Source organism: Vibrio sp. BS-M-Sm-2, from assembly GCF_041504345.1.
Taxonomy (GTDB): Bacteria; Pseudomonadota; Gammaproteobacteria; order Enterobacterales; family Vibrionaceae; genus Vibrio; species Vibrio satsumensis.
This window is the reverse complement of sequence record NZ_CP167894.1, coordinates 687,006-708,181: the sequence shown is the minus strand read 5'-3', so window position 1 is coordinate 708,181 and position 21,176 is coordinate 687,006. Positions and strand designations below refer to the sequence as shown.

Annotated in this window: 19 protein-coding genes; 14 read left to right on the top strand and 5 right to left on the bottom strand. The window is 44.9% G+C overall.

The window, feature by feature from the left end:
• Positions 1–102 precede the first annotated feature (102 nt).
• Positions 103–798: an orotidine-5'-phosphate decarboxylase gene (gene pyrF, locus AB8613_RS03105; protein ID WP_372384464.1), complete on the top strand. Its 696-nt coding sequence runs from the start codon at positions 103–105 to the stop codon at positions 796–798.
• Between the two features lie 89 nt (positions 799–887).
• Here the strand turns inward: pyrF and AB8613_RS03100 are convergent, their stop codons facing one another.
• Positions 888–1,682, bottom strand: a complete 795-nt coding sequence (locus AB8613_RS03100) for a tRNA isopentenyl-2-thiomethyl-A-37 hydroxylase MiaE (RefSeq protein ID WP_315897547.1) — start codon at positions 1,680–1,682, stop codon at positions 888–890.
• 102 nt (positions 1,683–1,784) lie between these two features.
• Positions 1,785–2,549 (bottom strand): DNA repair protein, encoded by a 765-nt coding sequence (locus tag AB8613_RS03095; protein ID WP_146491842.1) that lies wholly within the window; start codon positions 2,547–2,549, stop codon positions 1,785–1,787.
• A gap of 322 nt (positions 2,550–2,871) precedes the next feature.
• On the opposite strand from AB8613_RS03095, the gene cysB reads away from it, so the two are divergent.
• Both cysB and AB8613_RS03085 read left to right on the top strand, forming a co-directional pair.
• Positions 2,872–3,846: an HTH-type transcriptional regulator CysB gene (gene cysB, locus AB8613_RS03090; RefSeq protein WP_017060244.1), complete on the top strand. Its 975-nt coding sequence runs from the start codon at positions 2,872–2,874 to the stop codon at positions 3,844–3,846.
• A 145-nt stretch (positions 3,847–3,991) separates the two neighbouring features.
• Positions 3,992–5,188 carry a methyltransferase gene (locus AB8613_RS03085; RefSeq protein ID WP_372384463.1) on the top strand — a complete coding sequence of 399 codons (1,197 nt, stop codon included), beginning with the start codon at positions 3,992–3,994 and terminating at the stop codon, positions 5,186–5,188.
• 173 nt (positions 5,189–5,361) lie between these two features.
• Here AB8613_RS03085 and ald read toward each other — a convergent pair whose 3' ends face one another.
• Positions 5,362–6,486, bottom strand: coding sequence for an alanine dehydrogenase (gene ald / locus AB8613_RS03080; protein ID WP_008224299.1), 1,125 nt, complete (start codon positions 6,484–6,486; stop codon positions 5,362–5,364).
• A gap of 156 nt (positions 6,487–6,642) precedes the next feature.
• Between ald and lrp the strand changes: the two genes are divergently transcribed.
• The 6 genes from lrp to AB8613_RS03050 all read left to right on the top strand — a co-directional run bounded on the left by lrp (position 6,643) and on the right by AB8613_RS03050 (position 14,498).
• Complete coding sequence (gene lrp / locus AB8613_RS03075; protein WP_004734558.1) at positions 6,643–7,137, top strand: leucine-responsive transcriptional regulator Lrp; 495 nt, start codon at positions 6,643–6,645, stop codon at positions 7,135–7,137.
• A 163-nt stretch (positions 7,138–7,300) separates the two neighbouring features.
• A complete protein-coding gene (locus AB8613_RS03070; protein WP_327784012.1) occupies positions 7,301–10,462 on the top strand; it encodes a DNA translocase FtsK 4TM domain-containing protein in 3,162 nt (1,053 codons plus the stop codon).
• An 81-nt stretch (positions 10,463–10,543) separates the two neighbouring features.
• Positions 10,544–11,140, top strand: coding sequence for an outer membrane lipoprotein chaperone LolA (gene lolA, locus AB8613_RS03065; RefSeq protein WP_372384462.1), 597 nt, complete (start codon positions 10,544–10,546; stop codon positions 11,138–11,140).
• 70 nt (positions 11,141–11,210) lie between these two features.
• Positions 11,211–12,560: a replication-associated recombination protein A gene (locus tag AB8613_RS03060; protein WP_372384461.1), complete on the top strand. Its 1,350-nt coding sequence runs from the start codon at positions 11,211–11,213 to the stop codon at positions 12,558–12,560.
• Between the two features lie 142 nt (positions 12,561–12,702).
• Complete coding sequence (serS, locus tag AB8613_RS03055) at positions 12,703–14,010, top strand: serine--tRNA ligase (RefSeq protein WP_010439959.1); 1,308 nt, start codon at positions 12,703–12,705, stop codon at positions 14,008–14,010.
• A 221-nt stretch (positions 14,011–14,231) separates the two neighbouring features.
• Positions 14,232–14,498 (top strand): DksA/TraR family C4-type zinc finger protein, encoded by a 267-nt coding sequence (locus AB8613_RS03050; protein ID WP_146491846.1) that lies wholly within the window; start codon positions 14,232–14,234, stop codon positions 14,496–14,498.
• A 105-nt stretch (positions 14,499–14,603) separates the two neighbouring features.
• On the opposite strand, the gene bioA is transcribed toward AB8613_RS03050, so the two are convergent.
• Positions 14,604–15,881: an adenosylmethionine--8-amino-7-oxononanoate transaminase gene (gene bioA / locus AB8613_RS03045; protein ID WP_372384460.1), complete on the bottom strand. Its 1,278-nt coding sequence runs from the start codon at positions 15,879–15,881 to the stop codon at positions 14,604–14,606.
• A 160-nt stretch (positions 15,882–16,041) separates the two neighbouring features.
• Between bioA and bioB the strand changes: the two genes are divergently transcribed.
• From bioB to bioD, 4 genes are read left to right on the top strand one after another with little or no spacing between them, the layout of a single operon-like run.
• Complete coding sequence (bioB, locus tag AB8613_RS03040) at positions 16,042–17,094, top strand: biotin synthase BioB (protein ID WP_048609384.1); 1,053 nt, start codon at positions 16,042–16,044, stop codon at positions 17,092–17,094.
• Positions 17,081–18,301: an 8-amino-7-oxononanoate synthase gene (bioF, locus tag AB8613_RS03035; RefSeq protein ID WP_372384459.1), complete on the top strand. Its 1,221-nt coding sequence runs from the start codon at positions 17,081–17,083 to the stop codon at positions 18,299–18,301. Before bioB ends, bioF begins: the two co-directional genes overlap by 14 nt.
• The gene (gene bioC, locus AB8613_RS03030) at positions 18,302–19,105 is read left to right on the top strand and encodes a malonyl-ACP O-methyltransferase BioC (protein ID WP_371713210.1); all 804 of its coding nucleotides are present in this window, start codon (positions 18,302–18,304) and stop codon (positions 19,103–19,105) included.
• Entirely contained in the window at positions 19,102–19,785 is a 684-nt protein-coding gene (gene bioD, locus AB8613_RS03025; protein WP_017631372.1) for a dethiobiotin synthase, read from the top strand. The genes bioC and bioD overlap by 4 nt, the downstream gene beginning before the upstream one ends.
• A gap of 84 nt (positions 19,786–19,869) precedes the next feature.
• On the opposite strand, the gene AB8613_RS03020 is transcribed toward bioD, so the two are convergent.
• Entirely contained in the window at positions 19,870–20,037 is a 168-nt protein-coding gene (locus tag AB8613_RS03020) for a hypothetical protein (protein ID WP_017057057.1), read from the bottom strand.
• A 275-nt stretch (positions 20,038–20,312) separates the two neighbouring features.
• Between AB8613_RS03020 and htpX the strand changes: the two genes are divergently transcribed.
• Positions 20,313–21,176, top strand: a complete 864-nt coding sequence (gene htpX, locus AB8613_RS03015; RefSeq protein ID WP_102344686.1) for a protease HtpX — start codon at positions 20,313–20,315, stop codon at positions 21,174–21,176.

Here is a 21,176-nt window from a genome sequence, read left to right as displayed (position 1 = left end):
TTATTAATTGCAGCTTTCGGGCTGCATTTTTATGACTGTTATATATCGCCTGCAAGGGTAGATAGATATTTTTTAAGAAAGTTAACTGCGTTAGGAGATGAAATGAACGACCAAAAAATCATTGTAGCCTTGGATTATGACAACCAAGCGGATGCGTTAGCCTTTGTTGATCGTATTGACCCAGCATCTTGCCGCCTTAAAGTGGGTAAAGAGATGTTCACCCTGTTTGGTCCTGAGTTTGTTCGTGAATTACACAAGCGTGGTTTTTCAGTATTCTTGGACCTAAAGTTCCACGATATCCCGAACACATGTTCAAAAGCCGTTCGTGCAGCCGCTGAACTAGGCGTATGGATGGTAAATGTACACGCAAGTGGCGGTGAGCGCATGATGACGGCTTCTCGCGAAATTTTGGAGCCTTACGGTAAAGATCGTCCATTGCTGATTGGCGTAACAGTACTGACGAGCATGGAGCAATCGGATCTAGCGGGTATTGGGTTGGATCTAGAACCACAGCAACAAGTGATGCGTTTAGCTTCTCTTACAAAAAACTCTGGTCTCGACGGTGTGGTGTGTTCAGCACAAGAAGCTTCTTTATTGAAAGATGCGCTTGGTCAGGAGTTTAAACTAGTGACTCCAGGTATCCGCCCTGTTGGCGCTGATGTTGGTGATCAGAAGCGCATCATGACGCCTTCTAAAGCGATTGAATCAGGTTCTGACTACTTGGTTATCGGTCGTCCAATTACTCAAGCTGTAGACCCTGCTGCTGTGCTTGCTGAGATCAACGGCACGCTAGCTTAACTTTCTCTTATAGCTAGCGCGAAACAAATAAGAAGGCCAGCAAATAGCTGGCCTTCTTTGTTTGGATTGGAGCGTGCTTTCTTAGCGGATTATACTGGTGCGCCACTGTGGAATTTAAAGTCGCTGTCGTCTGAGGTGATCAGATCCGCTTCTACTTGAGCGAAGTGGGCGATACGTTCCGAGATATCTTTACCTGCGATTTGCTCTGCTAACTCAAGGTAATCTTGGTAGTGACGAGCTTCTGAACGAAGTAGGGATACGTAAAACTTCTCCATGTCTTCTTCTAAGAAAGGGGCCAGTTTTGCAAAACGTTCACAAGAGCGTGCTTCAATAAACGCGCCGATGATAAGCTTATCAACTAAAGCATCAGGTTCGTAAGTCTTAACTTGTTTGATCAAGCCTTTAGCATAACGACCCGCCTCGATCGGTTGGTAAGTCACGCCTTTCTTCTCCATCAACTCCATGACTTGGTAGAAGTGATGCAGCTCTTCTTTGATCAGTAGTACCATCTTATCGATCAGGTCAGCACCGTAATTACAGCCTTCTTTCGCTGTGATTTGCTTGGATACGTTGCTTTTACCACGCAGAGACTCTAAGTCTCCGATACGACGGTAAGCAAATTGCTCGTATGGCAAAATCCATTCATTCAGTTGCTTTGCACTTTCTTTATCAACGGCGTACTTGCGGATAAGGAACAAAGCACTCTGTGCCGCCTTAAGTTCACAAAGCATGTGGTCGCGCAGAATGATGTGCAGATTTTCAGGCTTTTTGGCTTCATCGATCCATGAATCTGGCGTTTCAGCTTTAAGAAAAGAGTGGATTGGATCTAATAATTCTTGATACATGGTCAGGGCAAGTTTGTTGATAATGCGAGATTTTATCACAGCTCAAGAGATCTCCCTATACAGAGAAAGGAAATTCGACAGGCACAAAAAAGGCCGCCTATTTGTGTAAATAAGGCGGCCTTTAAGTGTTGAGTTAGACTGTTACCATTTCTTCTTCTGACCAAAGAGGGCATCCATGTCGTCATCACGTTCTTTAGATTCGATCTGTTGTAAATCTTGCGCGTTTTTATCTTGGCGCTTCTGATCAAGCTCGTTAAGCATCTGCTGAAGCTTTTCTTTTGCTTGAGTTGAATATGAATCGTTCTTGGTGGCTAGTGCGTCAATACCTTTACGCAGTAACTGAATTGCCGTTCCTGGTTGTCCGCGAGAAATCGAGTCGTTTGCACGCTTGATAACATTTTCGATGTTGATGCGAATTTGAATCGTCTCTAGACGAGCGTTTTCAACCACATAAGCTTGAGTCTCGAAGCGGCCTTTATTGTGCTCGTTACGTACCGTGTCACGTAGGCGCTTAACTAGCTTAAGCATCATGATTGCTTGCTTGTCACTGCTTGGCACGCGGAAAGTAGTGCTTTCACCACCTTGGTAGTTCTCTTTAAGTTGCGTGATCTGTTGTTTTACACTTTCAATGCGTTGGGCAAGCTGCTTGTTTTTAGGATCGAGCTGATACATGTTTTCTAATGCATCTAGAATTCGATTGTTTAAGCATATAAGAAGATCTTGGCTAAACGGCATATGGTGAGCATTGCCAATCAGCTCTTCTGTTCCGTCAATAATGGTTAGATAACGAGATGCTTCCTGTTTCTTCGCTGTTTCTACCTTAACTTTGTATTGAAGCATGATGTTGTAGCCTAAAACCAACACCAAAAGAACGGCTACTAAGGCGATTATTAAACCAATATTCATATATTTGTGTCTGCTTATTGTTTTCTATAGCTAACTAGAGAGGATACACGATTCCATTGTGTATCGGCACTCGTAAATTGCAATTTCTGATTATCTCTTGTTGAGCGAAATCGGCAATCAAAATTTACCAACTAATGTATGAGAATGAGGACTTGGTTGCAAAGCGTTAGTGATGTTTTTGTTTGTTGAGCTATAAAAATTCAATTTTTCTGTCATTTCTGTGCTCGAAGCGTTATAACTAATAATTATATTACACGAGACTATCACGCTCTCTTTGCAAATAAGTTAGCACAGAAATGAGTAAAGGATTACGAGGTTAGATATGAAGTTACAGCAACTGAAGTACATTGTTGAGGTTGTAAACCATAACCTAAATGTTTCAGCGACAGCAGAGAGTTTGTATACATCTCAGCCTGGCATTAGTAAGCAAGTTAGATTACTTGAAGATGAGCTAGGTATTCAGATTTTCGAGCGTAGTGGTAAGCATTTAACACAGGTTACCCAAGCGGGTGAGGATATCATTCGTATCTCTCAAGAGATTTTGGCTCGTGTTGAAAGTATTAAAGCCGTAGCCGGCGAGCACACTCATCCCGAGATGGGCACGTTGAATATCTCAACCACTCATACTCAAGCTCGTTATGCACTGCCTGATGTGATTAAAGGTTTCACGGCGCGCTATCCAAAAGTATCGCTTCACATGCACCAAGGCACACCAAGCCAAATGTCAGAAGCAGTCGCTAAGGGGACAGCGAATTTTGCGATTGCAACGGAAGCGCTGCACCTATACCAAGACGCAATTATGCTGCCTTGTTATCACTGGAACCGTTCGATCGTCGTGACCAAAGATCACCCTCTGGCACAGAAGCGCAATATCACGATTGAAGATCTTGCGGCTTATTCCCTAGTGACCTACGTATTTGGTTTCACTGGACGTTCTGAGCTTGATACGGCGTTCAACAAAGTTGGTCTAACACCGCGCGTTGTGTTTACCGCAACCGATGCAGACGTCATCAAAACCTACGTTCGTATGGGCATTGGTGTTGGTGTCATCGCAAGTATGGCGATTGACCACGAGCAAGATACTGACTTGGTTGCGATTGATGCGAGCCATCTATTTGGTGCAAGCACAACCAGTATTGGCTTTAGAAAAGGTACCTTCCTGCGTTCTTACATGTTTGACTTTATGGAGCGTTTTGCGCCGCACCTAACTCGCCCAGTGGTTGAGCAAGCTATTTCTTTGAAATCGAATGAAGAGATCGAAGAGATGTTTAAAGATATTGAGCTACCTGTTCGTTAATCTCATCGTGTAAATCTAGATTTTTATTCGGCCTGTATTTGCAGGCCGTTTTTCTTTTGGGCTTTAGCTTTCGTTTTAGTTCTCGTTATCGCCCCTTTCCATTTTGACCTCTTCCCCCTACAATCCACGCATCATAGGGGGAAGCATGCATTCACGATTTAAAATACTCGATTCATTTTTGCTAGAGCACCAGATTTACTGGCGTTCAGAGCCTTTTCACCTATGCCAAACTCAACAGCAGCCGTGGAAAGAGGTCAATCGTCCACTCGTTGATTGGTTAGAAAGCTTAAATAATGAAAGCATTCAAACTTTAAAAGAGCAGCCCAAGCTTTTGGTTGAGGAACTGACTCGCTTCCTCCCTGAATTAGATACTGCCACTCAGAATATCCAGTTCGATAACACAGCTTTGGTTGGTTTAGACCTCCCTCGTGGTACTGCTGAGGGTATTCCTGGCCGAAAGCTATATCAAGTTATCGCGATGGGCGAGGCTGTATTAGATCATCACCATGGCAAAGAGTGGCTCGAGTGGTGTTCTGGAAAGGGATTCCTCGGTCGAATTCTATCTCAGCAATCTGATCAAAAAGTCACTAGTTTTGAATGGCAGCAATCGTTATGCGAAAGCGGACAAAAGATTGCTGATGACCTGAAGTTAGAGATGAGCTTTGTTCAAGGTGACGCGTTTTCAGACGATGCCGATAATGTATTTAACTCAGACCAACATGCAGTAGCTCTTCATGCTTGTGGTGACCTGCACGTTGAGTTGGTTAAAAAGTCTGTCGCACATGGGTTACCTGCAGTAACCATTTCTCCTTGTTGCTATCACTTGATCAGAGACGAAAGCTATCAAGCGATGTCTTCTGTCGCGAAAAGTTCTACTTTGACATTGAGTAAGAGTGATTTGCGAATCCCGCTGCAAGAAACCGTTACTGGTGGTGAAAGAGTAAAGAGACATCGTCAACTAGAGATGAGTTACCGTCTGGGCTTTAGCCAACTGCTTAAGTCCGAAATGGGGATTGACGAGTACATACCTGTTCCGAGTATCAAAAAATCAGAGTTAGCTGAGGGATTTGAATCATTCTGTCGCTGGGCATCTGAAGTGAAAGAACTATCGCTGGGCTCAGATATCGATTTTGACTCTTATTTTGTTCAAGGCGAAGGACTTTTCTGGGAAATGGAAAAGCTAAGTCTGGTTCAACAAGTTTTCAGGCGCCCATTAGAGATATGGTTAGCTTTAGATCGTGCACTCTACCTGCAAGAACAAGGTTATGAAGCTTCAATTGAAGAGTTCTGCGAGCGCAGTATTACGCCAAGAAATCTATTGATTCATGGGGTTAAGATCTAGCGGTAAACAGCACTGGTACGTGTTTTTACGATCTAAACTCTGAATACAAAGTAAAAGTTATAAATACAAAAAAGCCAGCGCGACATAATGTCGTACTGGCTTTTTGTTTAATGTGTATGAGTTAACTGAACGCTCAACGAGAAGGTTATTGCGTTCAGCTAGCCATTACATCATTAGTTGAACATTGCGATAGCTTCTGCTGGATCTACGTATTCTAGGTCAAAGCTTTCTGCAACTTCTTTACAAGTGACTTTACCGTGGATTACGTTTAGACCTTCTAGGAAGCCTTTATCTGATAGAAGTGCTTCGCGGTAGCCTTTGTTTGCTAGCTTAACAATGTAAGGAAGTGTTGCATTGTTAAGTGCGTAAGTTGAAGTACGAGCAACAGCACCTGGCATGTTAGCAACACAGTAGTGAACTACGTCATCAACAATGTAAGTTGGGTCTGCGTGAGTTGTCGCGTGAGAAGTTTCGAAACAACCGCCTTGGTCGATAGCAACGTCAACAACAGCTGAGCCTGGCTTCATCTTAGCGATGTGTTCTTTTGTAACCAGTTTAGGCGCTGCTGCACCTGGGATCAGTACTGCACCAATGACTAGGTCAGCTTCTAGAACATGCTTCTCAATAGCGTCTTCAGTAGAATAAACCACTTTTGCGCGACCTTGGAATTCTTCATCAAGACGACGAAGAGTATCTACGTTACGGTCAAGAATTGTAACATCAGCGCGAAGGCCAACAGCCATACGTGCTGCGTTAGCACCTACAACACCACCGCCAACAACAACAACTTTTGCTGGTTCAACACCTGGAACGCCACCAAGAAGAAGACCACAACCACCGTTAGATTTCTCTAATGTTTGTGCACCTGCTTGAATAGACATACGACCAGCTACTTCAGACATTGGTGCTAATAGTGGCAAGCGACCCATATTATCTGTTACAGTCTCATAGGCTACGCAGACAGCTTTGCTCTTGATAAGCTCTTCAGTTTGTGGAAAATCTGGTGCAAGGTGTAAATAGGTAAATAATATTTGCCCTTCGCGAAGCATAGCTCGCTCGACAGCTTGAGGTTCTTTAACCTTTACAATCATCTCTGCTTTCGCGAAAACGTCAGCAGCAGTAGGAAGAATGGATGCGCCTACAGCGATGTAATCATCGTCTGAAAAACCGATACCAGTACCGGCATTGGTTTCTACAAAAACTTGGTGGCCGTGTGAGATTAGTTCTCTCACGCTAGCTGGGGTCATACCAACGCGGTATTCGTGGTTCTTGATTTCCTTAGGTACGCCAATGATCATCCTGACTCCTCATTTTATTTTGGTTGTTTTATCTATGTGTAGGGTAATTCTGTCGAATTAATATCTAGTATAGATAGGTTCAGATAAAATTTGATACTGAATATTAAAAAGTTGTAGTATATTTTTTTGCAAGGAAGTAATAAGGTGGAATAAAAAATGGCAGACAATTATAAGAAGCCGTCCAAGGAACTAGATCGTATTGACCGCAACATTCTTAATGAGTTGCAAAAAGACGGTCGTATCTCAAACGTTGAACTCTCAAAACGAGTAGGACTTTCTCCGACTCCATGTCTTGAACGTGTTCGTCGTTTAGAACGTCAAGGTTACATTACTGGGTACACAGCGTTGCTGAACCCACAGTACCTTGATGCTTCACTTTTAGTGTTTGTTGAAATTACGTTGAACCGTGGTGCGCCAGATGTGTTCGAACAATTCAACACCGCTGTGCAGAAACTGGATGACATCCAAGAGTGTCATTTAGTGTCGGGTGATTTTGACTATCTTCTAAAAACACGTGTATCTGATATGGGTGCTTACCGTAAGCTACTGGGTGATACGTTACTTCGTCTACCGGGCGTAAACGACACTCGAACTTACGTAGTAATGGAAGAAGTGAAACAAACCAATCAACTTGTGATTAAAACTCGTTAGTCACAATTGGTGAAATGAAAGAAAGCGGACATTTGTTCCGCTTTCTTGCTTTCTGGAATTGGGTTTTTCTGTTTGATATGGTTAAATCAACAGTAGTTTCATTGAAACGAGCGGCTTCGGCCGCTCGAGATGTTTTTATCCCGTTTAATTATTAAGTTGGTTTATGTTCAAGCAGAGCAGTAATAAAGTAGAAACAATCATTAAAACGAGTGAAGAGCCCCAGTCTCCTCGTTTGAGTGGTTCTCAACGTCTCAAAGAGTGCAGTCTGATTCTCGGTGTTCTCTTCTCTATTCTACTTGCCGTTGCGTTATTAACTTTTAGTCCTGCAGACCCATCATGGTCGCAAACGGCGTGGGGTGGTGACATTCAAAATGCGGGTGGCTACCTAGGTGCTTGGTTGGCGGATACGCTTTTCTTCGTATTTGGTTCTTTGGCTTACCCTTTGCCTATCTTAGTGACGGTTGCTGCGTGGGTATTATTCCGCAAACGTAATGAAGACGAGCAGATCGACTTCATGCTGTGGGGCACTCGCTTACTCGGCCTGACTATCTTAATCCTTACTAGTTGTGGTCTAGCGGATATCAACTTTGACGACATCTGGTACTTTTCATCAGGTGGCGTAGTGGGCGACGTCTTAACCAGCCTTGCACTTCCGACGTTGAATGTTCTTGGTAGTACGCTAGTCCTTCTTTTCTTATGGGGTGCTGGCTTTACTCTATTAACCGGTATTTCTTGGTTAAGCATTGTGGAATGGCTGGGTGAATGTGCCATCAAATTCTTCACATCTGCTGTTAATAAGGCTCGTGGCCAAGATCAAGAGCTACTAGAGCCTCAGTTAAGAGAATCAGCAGACCGCGATTTAATCGAAGAGCGTCATCAAGAGCCGACTTACCGTGATGTTCCTGCTTTAGAAGACAACAAAGAATCAACAGAGCATGACCCGCTAGATCCTGCGATGAGCTTTTCCGCGACTAATGATTCTTCAGGTGTGGCGACAAGTGCGCTAGACAATGCTGCATCGCCGAAGCGTCATTACAATATTCACATGCCAGTCGAAGCTGCTGCGAAGCAAGATGTTGCTGTTCATGAACAACCTCAGGTTCAGCTTCAAGCTGCAATTGAGCCAGAGCAACCGATCCCTACTGCTCCTATTTACCAAACGCCAGAAGAGCCATTAGAAGAAGGTATTGAGCGCTCGAAGCAGTTGAATGCAACGATAGAGCAGCTAGAAAATGCTGCCATGTATGAAGATGATCTAGCGGAACAAGATCAGGTCGACGCGCATGAGTCTCAGGTTGCGTACCAACAATACATGCAGAACGAACAATCAGAAGTTAGCCCTACTCATGCTGAACTTGAAAGTGCTGAACCAGAGTTAGATAGCTCACCACAAGTAAATGGCGAATTCGGTGCTGAAGATGTTCAGCCTGAATCTTTATACGCTTCACCTATAGGCGAGCCAGAAGCAACAGTGGAAGACGATTTCTCTGCACAACCTTCACCGTTTGATGTAACGGAAGATCAAAGCTACGAACAGGCTTCAGATCTTGAATCTGAACAGACTGAAGCTGAGTTAGCTGACGCAGCATTAACCGACGAGCAGTTTGAACCTTTCTCTTACCAAGAAGAACATTCAGAACCTGAACAACCAACAGAGCAAAGCCAAGAACCAGCTGTTGATCTTCCTTGGGAAGAGGTAACGGAAGAAGAACCTTCGCATCAAGATCAAGATGTCGCCGCATTCCAAAGCATTGTTTCTGAAGCACAAGCGAATATGGCAGCGGCGCAGAACCCGTTCTTGGTTCAACAAGATGTTAATTTACCGAAACCTGCTGAGCCATTACCAACGCTTGAATTGTTATTCCACCCTGAAAAACGTGAAACCTTTATTGACCGTGATGCATTAGAGGCGATTGCTCGCCTTGTTGAATCTAAGCTAGCGGACTATAAGATCAAAGCTGATGTGGTTGATATTTTCCCAGGTCCAGTAATCACTCGATTCGAACTTGATCTGGCTCCAGGCGTGAAAGTGAGCCGTATTTCGGGCCTTTCTATGGACTTGGCTCGTTCGCTCTCTGCATTGGCTGTACGTGTTGTAGAGGTGATTCCGGGTAAACCTTATGTTGGCTTAGAGCTGCCGAACATGAGTCGTCAAACGGTATTCTTCTCAGATGTGGTTGCTAGCCCCCAGTTCCAAGAAGCGAAATCGCCGACGACAGTGGTTCTAGGACAAGACATCGCAGGTGAAGCGGTCATTGCTGATCTATCGAAAATGCCTCACGTTCTGGTTGCTGGTACAACCGGTTCTGGTAAGTCGGTAGGTGTGAACGTAATGATTCTGAGTATGCTTTACAAAGCATCACCGGAAGATGTTCGATTCATCATGATCGACCCGAAAATGCTTGAGCTATCGGTTTATGAAGGCATCCCTCATCTATTGTCTGAAGTGGTAACCGACATGAAAGATGCGTCGAACGCCCTTCGTTGGTGTGTAGGCGAGATGGAACGCCGTTATAAGCTGATGTCAGCGTTAGGCGTTCGTAATATTAAAGGTTACAACGATAAGCTTAAGATGGCTGCGGAAGCGGGTCATCCAATTCACGATCCACTGTGGAAGCCGGGCGACAGCATGGACCCTGAAGCGCCATTGCTTGAGAAGCTGCCTTACATTGTGGTTATCGTTGATGAATTTGCCGACCTAATCATGGTGGTCGGTAAGAAGGTTGAAGAACTGATTGCACGTTTGGCACAAAAAGCTCGTGCGGCGGGTGTTCACTTGATCCTAGCGACGCAGCGTCCTTCGGTGGATGTTATTACCGGCCTTATCAAAGCGAACATTCCAACTCGTGTGGCCTTTACGGTATCAACCAAAACGGATTCACGAACTATCCTTGACCAAGGTGGTGCCGAATCACTATTGGGCATGGGTGATATGCTTTACTTGCCGCCGGGTTCTAGTCATACAACTCGTGTTCATGGTGCCTTTGCGTCTGATGACGATGTACACGCAGTCGTGAATAACTGGAAAGCGCGTGGTAAGCCAAACTATATTGATGAAATCACCAACGGTGAACAAACTCCTGAAACCTTGCTTCCGGGCGAGAAGATGGAAGGTGATGAAGAAGTCGATCCTCTGTTTGATCAAGTAGTAGAACACGTTGTTCACTCACGTCGTGGTTCAGTTTCTGGCGTACAGCGTCGATTCAAGATCGGTTATAACCGCGCAGCACGTATTGTTGAGCAACTTGAAGCGCAAGGTATCGTAAGTGCGCCGGGCCATAACGGTAACCGAGAAGTCTTAGCGCCAGCGCCACCAAAAGATTAGGTCAACACGCCCTATGAACTTATGTCCATTAAGTCGGTCAAATCGAGAATATGACCGACTTATGTTTTAACAGGATTATTGATGAAAAAAGTATTTGCACTTTTATTTATGAGCTTCTCAGTATTTGCTTCTCCGAAAGAAGAGTTGAGTAGCCGTTTGGCATTGAACGCAGGTTTTAGTGCTGACTTTAAACAAGTTGTGACCAGCCCTGATGGTGATGTAGTAATGGAAGGCGAGGGCACTGTAGAGATTGCGCGCCCTAGCTTATTCCGCTGGGAAACCACGTTCCCTGATGAAAACCTATTGGTATCTGATGGCCAAAGCTTGTGGTACTACAGCCCGTTCATTGAGCAAGTGAGCATTTACTGGCAAGAACAAGCGACGTCGCAAACGCCTTTCGTACTGCTGACTCGTAACCAAGAAAGCGATTGGGATAACTACAATGTCGCACAAACGGGTAACCAATTTACACTAACACCAACGGCAGCGGACTCTAATCAGGGTGACTTCCAGATTAATATCACCGAGAGCGGCATTGTTCAGGGCTTTAATGTGGTTGAACAAGACGGTCAAAAAGGTGAGTTTACCTTTAGCAATGTTGACTTGGGTAAACCTGCAGCAGACCGTTTTACTTTTGTGGCGCCGGAAGGTGTCGAGGTCGACGACCAAAGAAACTGATCTAAACAAGCAGATCGTTTGGTAGTACGTCGATAGGCATTAATGCCATCAACGAATCAAGAGATTGCAATTGAGTAATTACAGCTTAGATTTTGCGGGGGACGAAGATTTTCGTCCCCTTGCTGCTCGTATGAGACCGGAAACTGTCGAGCAGTACATCGGTCAGCAGCATATATTAGGCCCAGGTAAACCACTTCGCAGAGCATTGGAAGCGGGCCATATCCACTCGATGATTTTGTGGGGGCCTCCGGGCACCGGTAAAACGACGTTAGCCGAAGTAGCAGCAAACTATGCGAATGCAGAAGTTGAACGCGTATCGGCGGTAACTTCGGGCGTAAAAGACATTCGTATTGCGATTGAAAAAGCGCGCGAGAACAAGCAAGCAGGGCGCAGAACCATCCTGTTTGTGGACGAAGTCCATCGCTTTAACAAAAGTCAGCAGGATGCTTTTCTGCCTCATATCGAAGATGGTACCGTGACCTTTATTGGTGCGACGACAGAAAACCCTTCTTTTGAATTGAACAATGCTTTGTTGTCACGTGCGCGTGTCTACAAACTGACTTCTCTCAATACCGAGGATATTTCCCTCGTTATCCGCCAAGCGATTGAAGATAAGCAACGCGGGTTAGGTGATGTGCCTGCTGATTTTGCTGATAATGTTTTAGATCGCCTTGCAGAACTGGTTAACGGCGACGCGCGTATGTCGCTTAACTATCTTGAACTGCTGTATGACATGGCAGAAGAGAACGATAAAGGCGAGAAAGCGATAACCTTGCAGTTGCTGGCTGAAGTGGCCGGTGAGAAGGTCGCTCGTTTTGATAATAAAGGCGATATTTGGTACGACCTAATATCCGCAGTTCATAAGTCAATTCGTGGTTCAAACCCTGATGCCGCTTTATATTGGTCGGCACGCATGATTGCGGCAGGTTGCGATCCTCTGTATATCGTTAGACGCTTGCTGGCGATTGCTTCTGAAGATATTGGCAATGCTGACCCTCGCGCAATGCAAGTCGCGATGTCGGCTTGGGATTGTTTTACACGTATTGGCCCTGCTGAAGGGGAGCGTGCGATTGCACAGGCGGTTGTTTATCTCGCGTGTGCACCAAAGAGTAACGCCGTTTATACAGCTTGGAAGCAAGCGTTAACAGACGCGCACAATCTGCCTGAGTATGAAGTCCCTCATCATTTGCGGAATGCACCCACAACTTTGATGAAGGACATGGGCTACGGGCAAGAATACCGTTATGCTCATGACGAACCTGGAGCCTACGCGGCTGGTGAAAAGTATCTGCCTCCTGAAATGGGAGAGAAGCAATACTATTTCCCAACAAAACGAGGCTTAGAGACCAAAATTGGCGAGAAGCTAGATTATCTGGCGGATTTGGACGCAAAAAGCCCACAAAAACGCTATGAAAAGTAGTCTTTTTTGGATATCGTTACCTAGTCATAAAAATTCAATTAAATCGTTAAAAGTTGGTCGAAATAGCACCAGTTTTAGGGGTTTAGCAGTGATTCAGTAGCAAACTACTGAATATTCAAATAACTAAAGCATAGGATTAGCAATGCTGGATTCTAAATTACTTCGAGCTGAGCTGGATGAAACAGCGGCAAAATTAGCACGTCGAGGCTTCACCCTTGATGTAGAGACAATTCGTGAACTTGAAGAAAAACGTAAGTCCCTTCAGATGAAAACTGAAGAGCTACAAGCGTTACGTAACTCTCGATCGAAGTCCATTGGTCAAGCGAAAGCAAAAGGCGACCATGAAGAAGCTGAGCGTATCCTTGCAGAAGTAGGCAACTTAGGCGCAGAACTAGACCAAGCTAAAGTAGCATTGGCTGATCTTCAATCTGAGCTAGAAACGATCACAATGTCTATTCCTAACTTACCTGATGCAGAAGTGCCAGATGGTAAAGATGAAGACGACAACGTAGAAGTTTCTCGTTGGGGTCAACCTAAGACTTACGACTTTGAAGTGAAAGATCATGTAGATCTTGGCGAAATGTCTGGCGGTCTTGATTTTGCTAGCGCAGTTAAAATCTCTGGTTCTCGTTTCATCGTGATGAAAGGCAAGTTTGCGCGTCTACACCGTGCTATTGCTCAGTTCATGTTGGACCTTCACACAGATGAGCACGGCTACACAGAAATGTACGTACCGTACCTAGTGAACCACGATAGCCTTTACGGTACTGGTCAACTTCCTAAGTTCGGCGAAGACTTGTTCCACACAAGCCCGCTAACTGAGCAAGTAAGTGATGTGCCTCTTAAGACGCTATCGCTTATCCCTACTGCGGAAGTTCCGGTAACGAACATGGTTCGTGACACAATTACTGATGAAGCTGAACTGCCACTTAAGATGACGGCTCACACGCCGTGTTTCCGTTCTGAAGCGGGTTCTTACGGTCGTGACACTCGTGGTCTTATCCGTATGCACCAATTCGACAAAGTTGAATTAGTACAAATCACTAAGCCAGAAGACTCAATGGCAGCGCTTGAAGAGCTAACTGGTCACGCTGAGAAAGTACTTCAACTTCTAGAGCTTCCTTACCGTAAAGTGATTCTATGTACAGGTGACATGGGCTTCGGTTCTGCGAAAACTTACGACTTAGAAGTATGGGTTCCAGCACAAGAGACTTACCGTGAAATCTCTTCTTGTTCAAACATGTGGGATTTCCAAGCACGTCGTATGCAAGCTCGTTTCCGTCGTAAAGGCGAGAAGAAACCTGAACTTGTACACACACTAAACGGTTCTGGTCTTGCTGTTGGTCGTACTATGGTTGCTATTCTTGAGAACAACCAAGAAGCTGATGGCCGTATTGCTATCCCAGCAGTGCTTCAGCCATACATGGGCGGCGTAACGCACATCGGTTAATTAGACTGATTAAGCATCAGATTGCTCATAAAACCCAGCCAGCAGGCTGGGTTTTTTATTGCCTATAGAATAGTGCGGTGGCGAGAAATAAATAACTTTTGTTACCTGTGCGTAATAGTGTTTTATTAATTTTGATAATTATTACAATCCTTAAATATGGCTATAATATGCTCTTACCGCGGTAGGTATAGATTTTCTCGTTCAAATACTGAGGAGGGCTTATGGCCGTAGGATGGGCTGGTGACGATAGTGTCAGCCAGCAAATTCAAAATACCATTGATGATGAGATCTCTCGAGTAAGAGGTAACATTCAAGGCGGAGAAAGCTTGCGTTATTGCGATGAATGCGGTGATGAGATACCAGAACAAAGACGTCTTGCGATTAAAGGCGTACGTTTCTGTATCGAATGTCAGTCAATATTAGAGCATGACGCACATCGACATTCATTGTTTAACCGTCGAGCAAGTAAAGATAGCCAATTACGTTAAATTGTTAACTATCACCGAAAATAGAGTAAGGCTTTACTTTCACGTAAGGCCTTTTAATTTATGAGATTCACTAACAAAGGAAGATAAGAGTAAACTCCGTTAGTTTTACTTAAAGCAGTTATTATCCTGTAATGCACTTTCAATGGCTGAAACAAGTTGTTCGATATGTTCAGGTTTGCTAATGAAAGGAGGCATCATATAAATCAATTTACCAAATGGGCGAATCCAAACACCTTGTTCAACAAAGTGAGCTTGAATGGTTTCCATATCGACAGGCGAATGCGTTTCAACTACACCAATCGCGCCCAACCAGCGTACGTCTTTCACCAGATCATGCTCTCGCAAAGGTGGCAGCAATTCTGAAAAGATCTGTTCAATCTGTTGAGTCTGATTTTGCCAATGGCCTTGCTCTATGATGGATAAACTTGCCGCACCGACCGCGCAAGCCAATGGGTTACCCATAAAGGTTGGCCCGTGCATAAAGCAGCCTGCTTCACCACCACATACCGTATCTGCTACCTCTTTGCTCGCCAGCGTTGCAGAAAGGGTCATGTAGCCGCCAGTCAGCGCTTTACCCAAGCATAGAATGTCCGGTTGAATATCGGCATGCTCACACGCGAACAATTTCCCAGTGCGGCCAAACCCGGTCGCAATCTCATCTAAAATCAGCAATACGTTGAATTCATCACACAGCAATCGAACCTGTTTTAGGAACTCAGGGTGGTAGATGCGCATACCGCCAGCGCCTTGAACAATTGGCTCTAGGATCACGGCAGCGATTTCTTCATGGTGTACGGTCAACTTTTCGCGAAAGCTATCAATGTCTTTGGCGTTCCACTCATCCCAAAAGCCAGTTTTTGGTGAATCAGCGAAAATGTGTTCTGGCAGAAAACCTTTATAGAGGCTGTGCATCGAGTTGTCAGGGTCGGTCACTGACATCGCTGCAAAGGTATCACCGTGGTAGCCATCTCTGAGTGTGAGGAATTTCGAACGAGGTTGCCCCTTGGCATGCCAGTATTGAAGCGCCATTTTAAGACTCACTTCTACGGCAACTGAGCCTGAATCGGCCAAGAATACATGTTCAAGATTACTTGGTGCTAGGTTGAGAAGCTTCTTACATAAATCGATGGCAGGCTGGTGGGTGATACCACCAAACATAACGTGTGAAACCTTATCTATTTGGCTATGAGCAGCGGCATTGAGCTCTGGGTGATTGTAGCCGTGAATGGTTGACCACCAAGACGACATACCATCAATAATTCGTTGTCCGCCTTCTAATTCTAAGTAAACACCGTCTGCATTGGTGACTGGGTAGCAGGTCAGAGGTGTTAACGTTGATGTGTAGGGATGCCAGATATGCTGGCGATCAAAGGCGAGATCCATAGTAACTTCCATTCTTAAGGTGATTAAAAAATAATCAGATGTAAACTTTTGATATTATCAATGTGTTGACAGTCTAAAGCTTGTCGGTAGACTAGCCAAGCATAAATGCAAACTCTAGACACAGAGTTGTAACATCAAAAAAATAAAAAAGGATCGACACGTGGAAGTTCGTCATGACTGGACAGTTGCTGAAGTAACAGCGCTGCTTGAAAAACCGTTTATGGATTTAATGTTTGAAGCTCAAGTCGTTCATAGACAGTACCAAGAGCACAACCACGTGCAGGTGAGTACGCTTTTATCGATAAAGACAGGTGCTTGCCCTGAAGATTGTAAGTACTGCCCTCAAAGTGCTCACTACCGAACGGATGTCGACAAAGAACGCTTAATGGAAGTTGAGCGTGTTTTGGATGCGGCGCAAAAAGCCAAGAATGCGGGCTCAACTCGCTTCTGTATGGGCGCGGCATGGAAAAACCCGAAAGAACGCGATATGCCTCACCTAACTGACATGATCAAAGGTGTGAAGGGCATGGGGTTAGAAACCTGTATGACACTGGGCATGTTAACGCCGGATCAAGCAGGTGAGCTAGCCGACGCAGGTTTGGACTACTACAACCATAACCTTGATACGTCTCCAGAATTCTACGGCAGCATTATTACCACTCGTACTTACCAAGATCGTTTAGATACGTTATCTCACGTGCGTGATGCCGGAATGAAGATCTGTTCTGGTGGCATCATCGGTATGGGCGAAAGCACCAATGACCGAGCAGGCCTTCTTGTAGAGCTGGCGAACCTTCCAGTACACCCAGAAAGTGTGCCAATCAACATGCTTGTAAAAGTGAAAGGCACACCGATGGAAAACGTCGATGATGTTGAGTCTTTCGACTTCATCAAGCTGATTGCAATTGCACGTATTATGATGCCTATGTCTGCGGTTCGCTTATCTGCAGGCCGTGAGAACATGAATGAACAGATGCAAGCGATGTGTTTCATGGCGGGTGCGAACTCTATCTTCTACGGTTGTAAGCTACTGACTACGCCGAACCCAGATGAAGACACGGATATGCAGCTGTTTAAGAAGCTGGGTATCAACAGCCAAGAAGTGGCTCAAAAGCCTGATGAAATTCAAGAAAACGAACTGTTAGATCAAGTGGTGGAGCGCGTTGCTGCTCGTCCAACGAAAGATGACATGTTCTACGATGCCACTGTTTAAATCTCGTATCAAAAGAGCTCTTGCTCATCGCCGTGAGCAAGGGTTAACTCGCCAACTTAAGGTGTTAGAAAACAGTAATGGTCCTTTGCTTACTAGCGAAGGTTCTAGCTTCATTAATTTTTCGAGTAATGATTACCTAGGCTTGGCGAGCGATCCTGAATTGGTGGAGGCGTGGCAAGCGGGACTTTCTCAGTATGGTGCTGGTAGTGCGGCATCGCCATTGGTCACGGGGTTTACTCCTGCTCATCGAAATTTAGAAGCTCAACTTTGTGAATGGTTAGGTTTTGAACGTGCCATTCTCTTTAGCTCTGGTTTCAGTGCTAATCAAGCCTTGTTGTTTTCTCTGCTCGAGAAAGACGATTCACTATTGCAAGACAAACTTAACCACGCCTCTTTGATGGAAGCGGGGATGCTTTCTCCTGCCACAATGAAACGTTTTAAGCATAACGACACGCAACATCTAGAGTCGTTATTAAGCCGTTCTCCGCAATCCTTGGTTGTGACGGAAGGCGTGTTCAGCATGGATGGCGACCAGGCACCCCTTAATCAAATATCTAACCTGACCAATCAATACGACAGTTGGCTAACAGTTGATGATGCCCACGGTATTGGTGTATTGGGTGATAAAGGGGCAGGGAGCTGCAACGCTTCGCAAATAACGCCTGATATCTTGGTCGTGACCTTTGGTAAAGCATTTGGCCTATCTGGTGCTGCGATTTTGTGTTCATCAGAAGTGGGTGACTACTTAACTCAATTTGCTCGTCATCATGTGTATTCGACGGCAATGCCACCTTCACAGGCTGTGGCTTTGTCTCATGCGTGTCAGATGATTCAAACGCAAGAGTGGCGTCGCGAGAAGCTAACCGAGCTAGGGGCTCTCTATGCGGAGCAGATGAATGGCGTAAAAGGTTTTGTTGATACTCATACTCCGATTAAGCCGTTTGTGATCGGTGAGGCTCAGGCTGCGCTCTCCGTTGCAGAAGAATTAAAGCGCAACCAAGTTTGGGTCACTGCAATTAGGCCACCCACGGTTCCGACCGGGACGGCTCGTCTGCGTATTACATTAACCGCCAATCACACTCAAAAGCAGATTCTTCAGTTAACCCGTTCGTTACGTCAAGCAGTCGAAAGAAATGTTCAATCAAGTGAATCAAGCTTTGAATCGAATAGCGAAACTCACATCGAAATAAACAATGAGGCTCAGTAAATGTCACAAGAAGCAGTCGTGCATAATTACGTAGGCCAAGATAAGAGTGCGATTGCCGACGCTTTCGGCAAAGCAGCAACAACCTATGATAAACACGCTGAGTTTCAGCGCGATGTCGGCCACCGATTACTGGATAAGTTACCTAGCGACCTCTCCGGTTTAAAGGTACTCGATTTAGGTTGTGGTACGGGGTATTTCTCCGAACAGATAGTGAAGCGTGGTGCTGAGGTAGTGTGTGCTGACCTGTCTGTTGGAATGTTAAAAGCGGCAGAACAACGCTGCGGCTCATCAGTCTCTTTATATCAACAAGCTGACGCTGAACAGTTGCCGTTTGAGGATGGGTGTTTTGACATCGTTTTTTCAAGCTTAGCGTTGCAATGGTGTGATGATTTATCGTCGCCTTTGAAAGAGATGAAGCGCGTTACAGCAGCTGGTGGACGTGTGATTTTTTCAACTTTGCTTGATGGGTCACTGTTTGAACTGGAAAAGTCATGGTCCAAAATTGACGCACATCAACACGTTAACCATTTTATTACAATCAATCAGGTAAAAATTGCGTTAGCGCAATCTAGCTGTACTGCTCATCAACTAGACTTGCCCACCATCACCGTTTGGTACGACACTGCGTTTGAACTGATGCGCGACCTTAAAGGCATCGGCGCTAATCACGTAAGTGGTCGCTCACAAGGTTTAACAAGTCGCCGCATGTTGCAGCTTGTTGAACGGGAATATCGAGAGTTCAAAAACCATCAAGGTTTCTTACCAGCAACATATCAAGTTTGTTTAGGGGTTATTCAATTATGATTGATGCATTATTCATTGCAGGTACGGATACCGAAGTGGGAAAAACTGTGGTTTCAAAAGCGATTCTTCAAGCTTTGGCCGCACAAGATTTATCAACAATTGGCTACAAGCCAGTTGCTGCAGGGTGTGAGCAATACCCTGAAGGGTTACGTAACAGTGATGCATTACATCTTCAAGAAGCGGCGACACAAGACATTGCTTACGAAGACGTTAACCCGTACGCACTGTTACTACCATCATCACCTCACATCGCAGCCAAGCATGACGGTGTCGTGATTGATGAAGCGGTATTATCAGCGAAGCTAGACGAGCATAAGCAAAACTCTGACATCGTCCTAGTTGAAGGTGCGGGTGGCTGGCGTGTACCTGTTTCAGATGACGAATACTTGTCTAGCTGGGTTAAAAAAGAACAGCTTCCAGTTGTATTGACCGTGGGTATTAAGCTGGGTTGTTTAAGCCATGCTCTGTTAACGGCAGAAGCGATTCGTGCTGACGGGCTAAACTTAGTTGGTTGGGTAGCAAACCGCATTAATCCAGGCACTGAGCACTACGCTGATATTATTGCGATGCTTGAAGACAAACTAGGTGCGCCAAAGCTAGGTGAGATCCCTTACGTACCAAAAGCGAAGTCTAAGAATATTGGCAAGTACATTAATGTACAGCCATTGCTTGAGCTTTAATTCTCAAGCTATACGTGACACAAGAAAAGGGCTGCGATTGCAGCCCTTTTGCTATTTTAAGCCTGTGTAGAGTTAAGCTTGGGATTAATGTTCTTTTGTAAGTCCCATTAGTGCTTGTTGTGTCTCTGTTATATTGGTTTGCGCTGCTTGTGGCGTAAGAATACCGATCTGTTTCTTTGCTTCTTCTTCAGTAATCCCTAGGTGACAGCACAGTAAATCGATAGCCATTTGAGTGTTAGTACCTTCAACCATGATCCTTTCCTTTTGTTCCATGAACTAGCCAATACAGTAATTGACTGACACTCTAAACGGATCGTTGGTGGTTAACCATACTACTTAGGTCTAATGGACGATTGAGAAATGAACCACTCCCGTAATCAAATGTTGCAATTTAATGCTTAACCTTGTTTTCTTAATCTAAGACTATATGTATAAGTAAGTATAAGTCTCAAGGTTGGAATCAATTGCTGTCTGCCTTGTCTATAACAATAAGTTTTATAAAAACAGCTTTCATGCGGAGATAAGTAATGAAGCGAGTAATGTTGTTCCTTGCAACCAACCTTGCGGTTGTATTGGTACTAAGTGTTGTTCTTAATATTGTATACGCAGTTACAGGTATGCAACCAGGAAGCCTCTCAGGCTTGCTGTTAATGGCTGCGGTATTTGGTTTTGGCGGCTCATTCATTTCATTAATGATGTCAAAGAAAATGGCGCTACGCTCAGTTGGCGGCATGGTCATTGAAAGCCCACGTAATGAAACAGAACATTGGTTGATGGAGACGGTAAGCCGTCAAGCTCAACAAGTTGGTATTGGTATGCCAACAGTGGCGATCTACGATTCGCCAGACATCAACGCATTTGCTACAGGTGCTAAGCGTGACGATTCATTGGTAGCAGTATCAACAGGCCTGCTACATAACATGACACGTGACGAAGCTGAAGCGGTATTAGCGCACGAAGTTAGCCACATCGCAAACGGCGACATGGTGACAATGACCCTAATGCAAGGTGTCGTGAACACGTTCGTTATCTTCCTTTCTCGTTTCATCGCGAACATTGTTGCGTCGAATGATAACGAAGAAGAGGGTGGCAGCAACATGATGGTGTACTTCGGTGTGTCTATGGTGCTGGAATTGGTATTTGGTTTCTTGGCAAGCTTCATTACGATGTGGTACAGCCGTCATCGTGAATTCCATGCCGATGCAGGTGCTGCGCACTTGGTAGGTAAAGAGAAGATGATTGCAGCGCTAGAGCGTCTAAAAGTGAGCCACGAGCCACAACTCGAAGGTTCTATGATGGCGTTTGGTATCAACGGTAAGAAGTCTCTAACTGAGCTACTAATGAGCCACCCACCGCTAGACAAGCGTATTGCGTCTCTACGTAACATGTAA

Excerpts from the sequence above, each read along its gene's own strand:
- lrp (WP_004734558.1), top strand. The coding sequence starts at position 6,643 with ATGGCAGACAATTATAAGAAGCCGTCCAAGGAACTAGATCGTATTGAC.
- pyrF (WP_372384464.1), top strand. The coding sequence starts at position 103 with ATGAACGACCAAAAAATCATTGTAGCCTTGGATTATGACAACCAAGCG.
- AB8613_RS03085 (WP_372384463.1), top strand. The coding sequence starts at position 3,992 with ATGCATTCACGATTTAAAATACTCGATTCATTTTTGCTAGAGCACCAG.
- AB8613_RS03095 (WP_146491842.1), bottom strand. The coding sequence starts at position 2,549 with ATGAATATTGGTTTAATAATCGCCTTAGTAGCCGTTCTTTTGGTGTTG.
- bioD (WP_017631372.1), top strand. The coding sequence starts at position 19,102 with ATGATTGATGCATTATTCATTGCAGGTACGGATACCGAAGTGGGAAAA.
- AB8613_RS03050 (WP_146491846.1), top strand. The coding sequence starts at position 14,232 with ATGGCCGTAGGATGGGCTGGTGACGATAGTGTCAGCCAGCAAATTCAA.
- ald (WP_008224299.1), bottom strand. The coding sequence starts at position 6,486 with ATGATCATTGGCGTACCTAAGGAAATCAAGAACCACGAATACCGCGTT.
- bioF (WP_372384459.1), top strand. The coding sequence starts at position 17,081 with ATGCCACTGTTTAAATCTCGTATCAAAAGAGCTCTTGCTCATCGCCGT.
- AB8613_RS03070 (WP_327784012.1), top strand. The coding sequence starts at position 7,301 with ATGTTCAAGCAGAGCAGTAATAAAGTAGAAACAATCATTAAAACGAGT.
- serS (WP_010439959.1), top strand. The coding sequence starts at position 12,703 with ATGCTGGATTCTAAATTACTTCGAGCTGAGCTGGATGAAACAGCGGCA.
- bioA (WP_372384460.1), bottom strand. The coding sequence starts at position 15,881 with ATGGATCTCGCCTTTGATCGCCAGCATATCTGGCATCCCTACACATCA.
- htpX (WP_102344686.1), top strand. The coding sequence starts at position 20,313 with ATGAAGCGAGTAATGTTGTTCCTTGCAACCAACCTTGCGGTTGTATTG.
- cysB (WP_017060244.1), top strand. The coding sequence starts at position 2,872 with ATGAAGTTACAGCAACTGAAGTACATTGTTGAGGTTGTAAACCATAAC.
- bioC (WP_371713210.1), top strand. The coding sequence starts at position 18,302 with ATGTCACAAGAAGCAGTCGTGCATAATTACGTAGGCCAAGATAAGAGT.
- AB8613_RS03020 (WP_017057057.1), bottom strand. The coding sequence starts at position 20,037 with ATGGTTGAAGGTACTAACACTCAAATGGCTATCGATTTACTGTGCTGT.
- lolA (WP_372384462.1), top strand. The coding sequence starts at position 10,544 with ATGAAAAAAGTATTTGCACTTTTATTTATGAGCTTCTCAGTATTTGCT.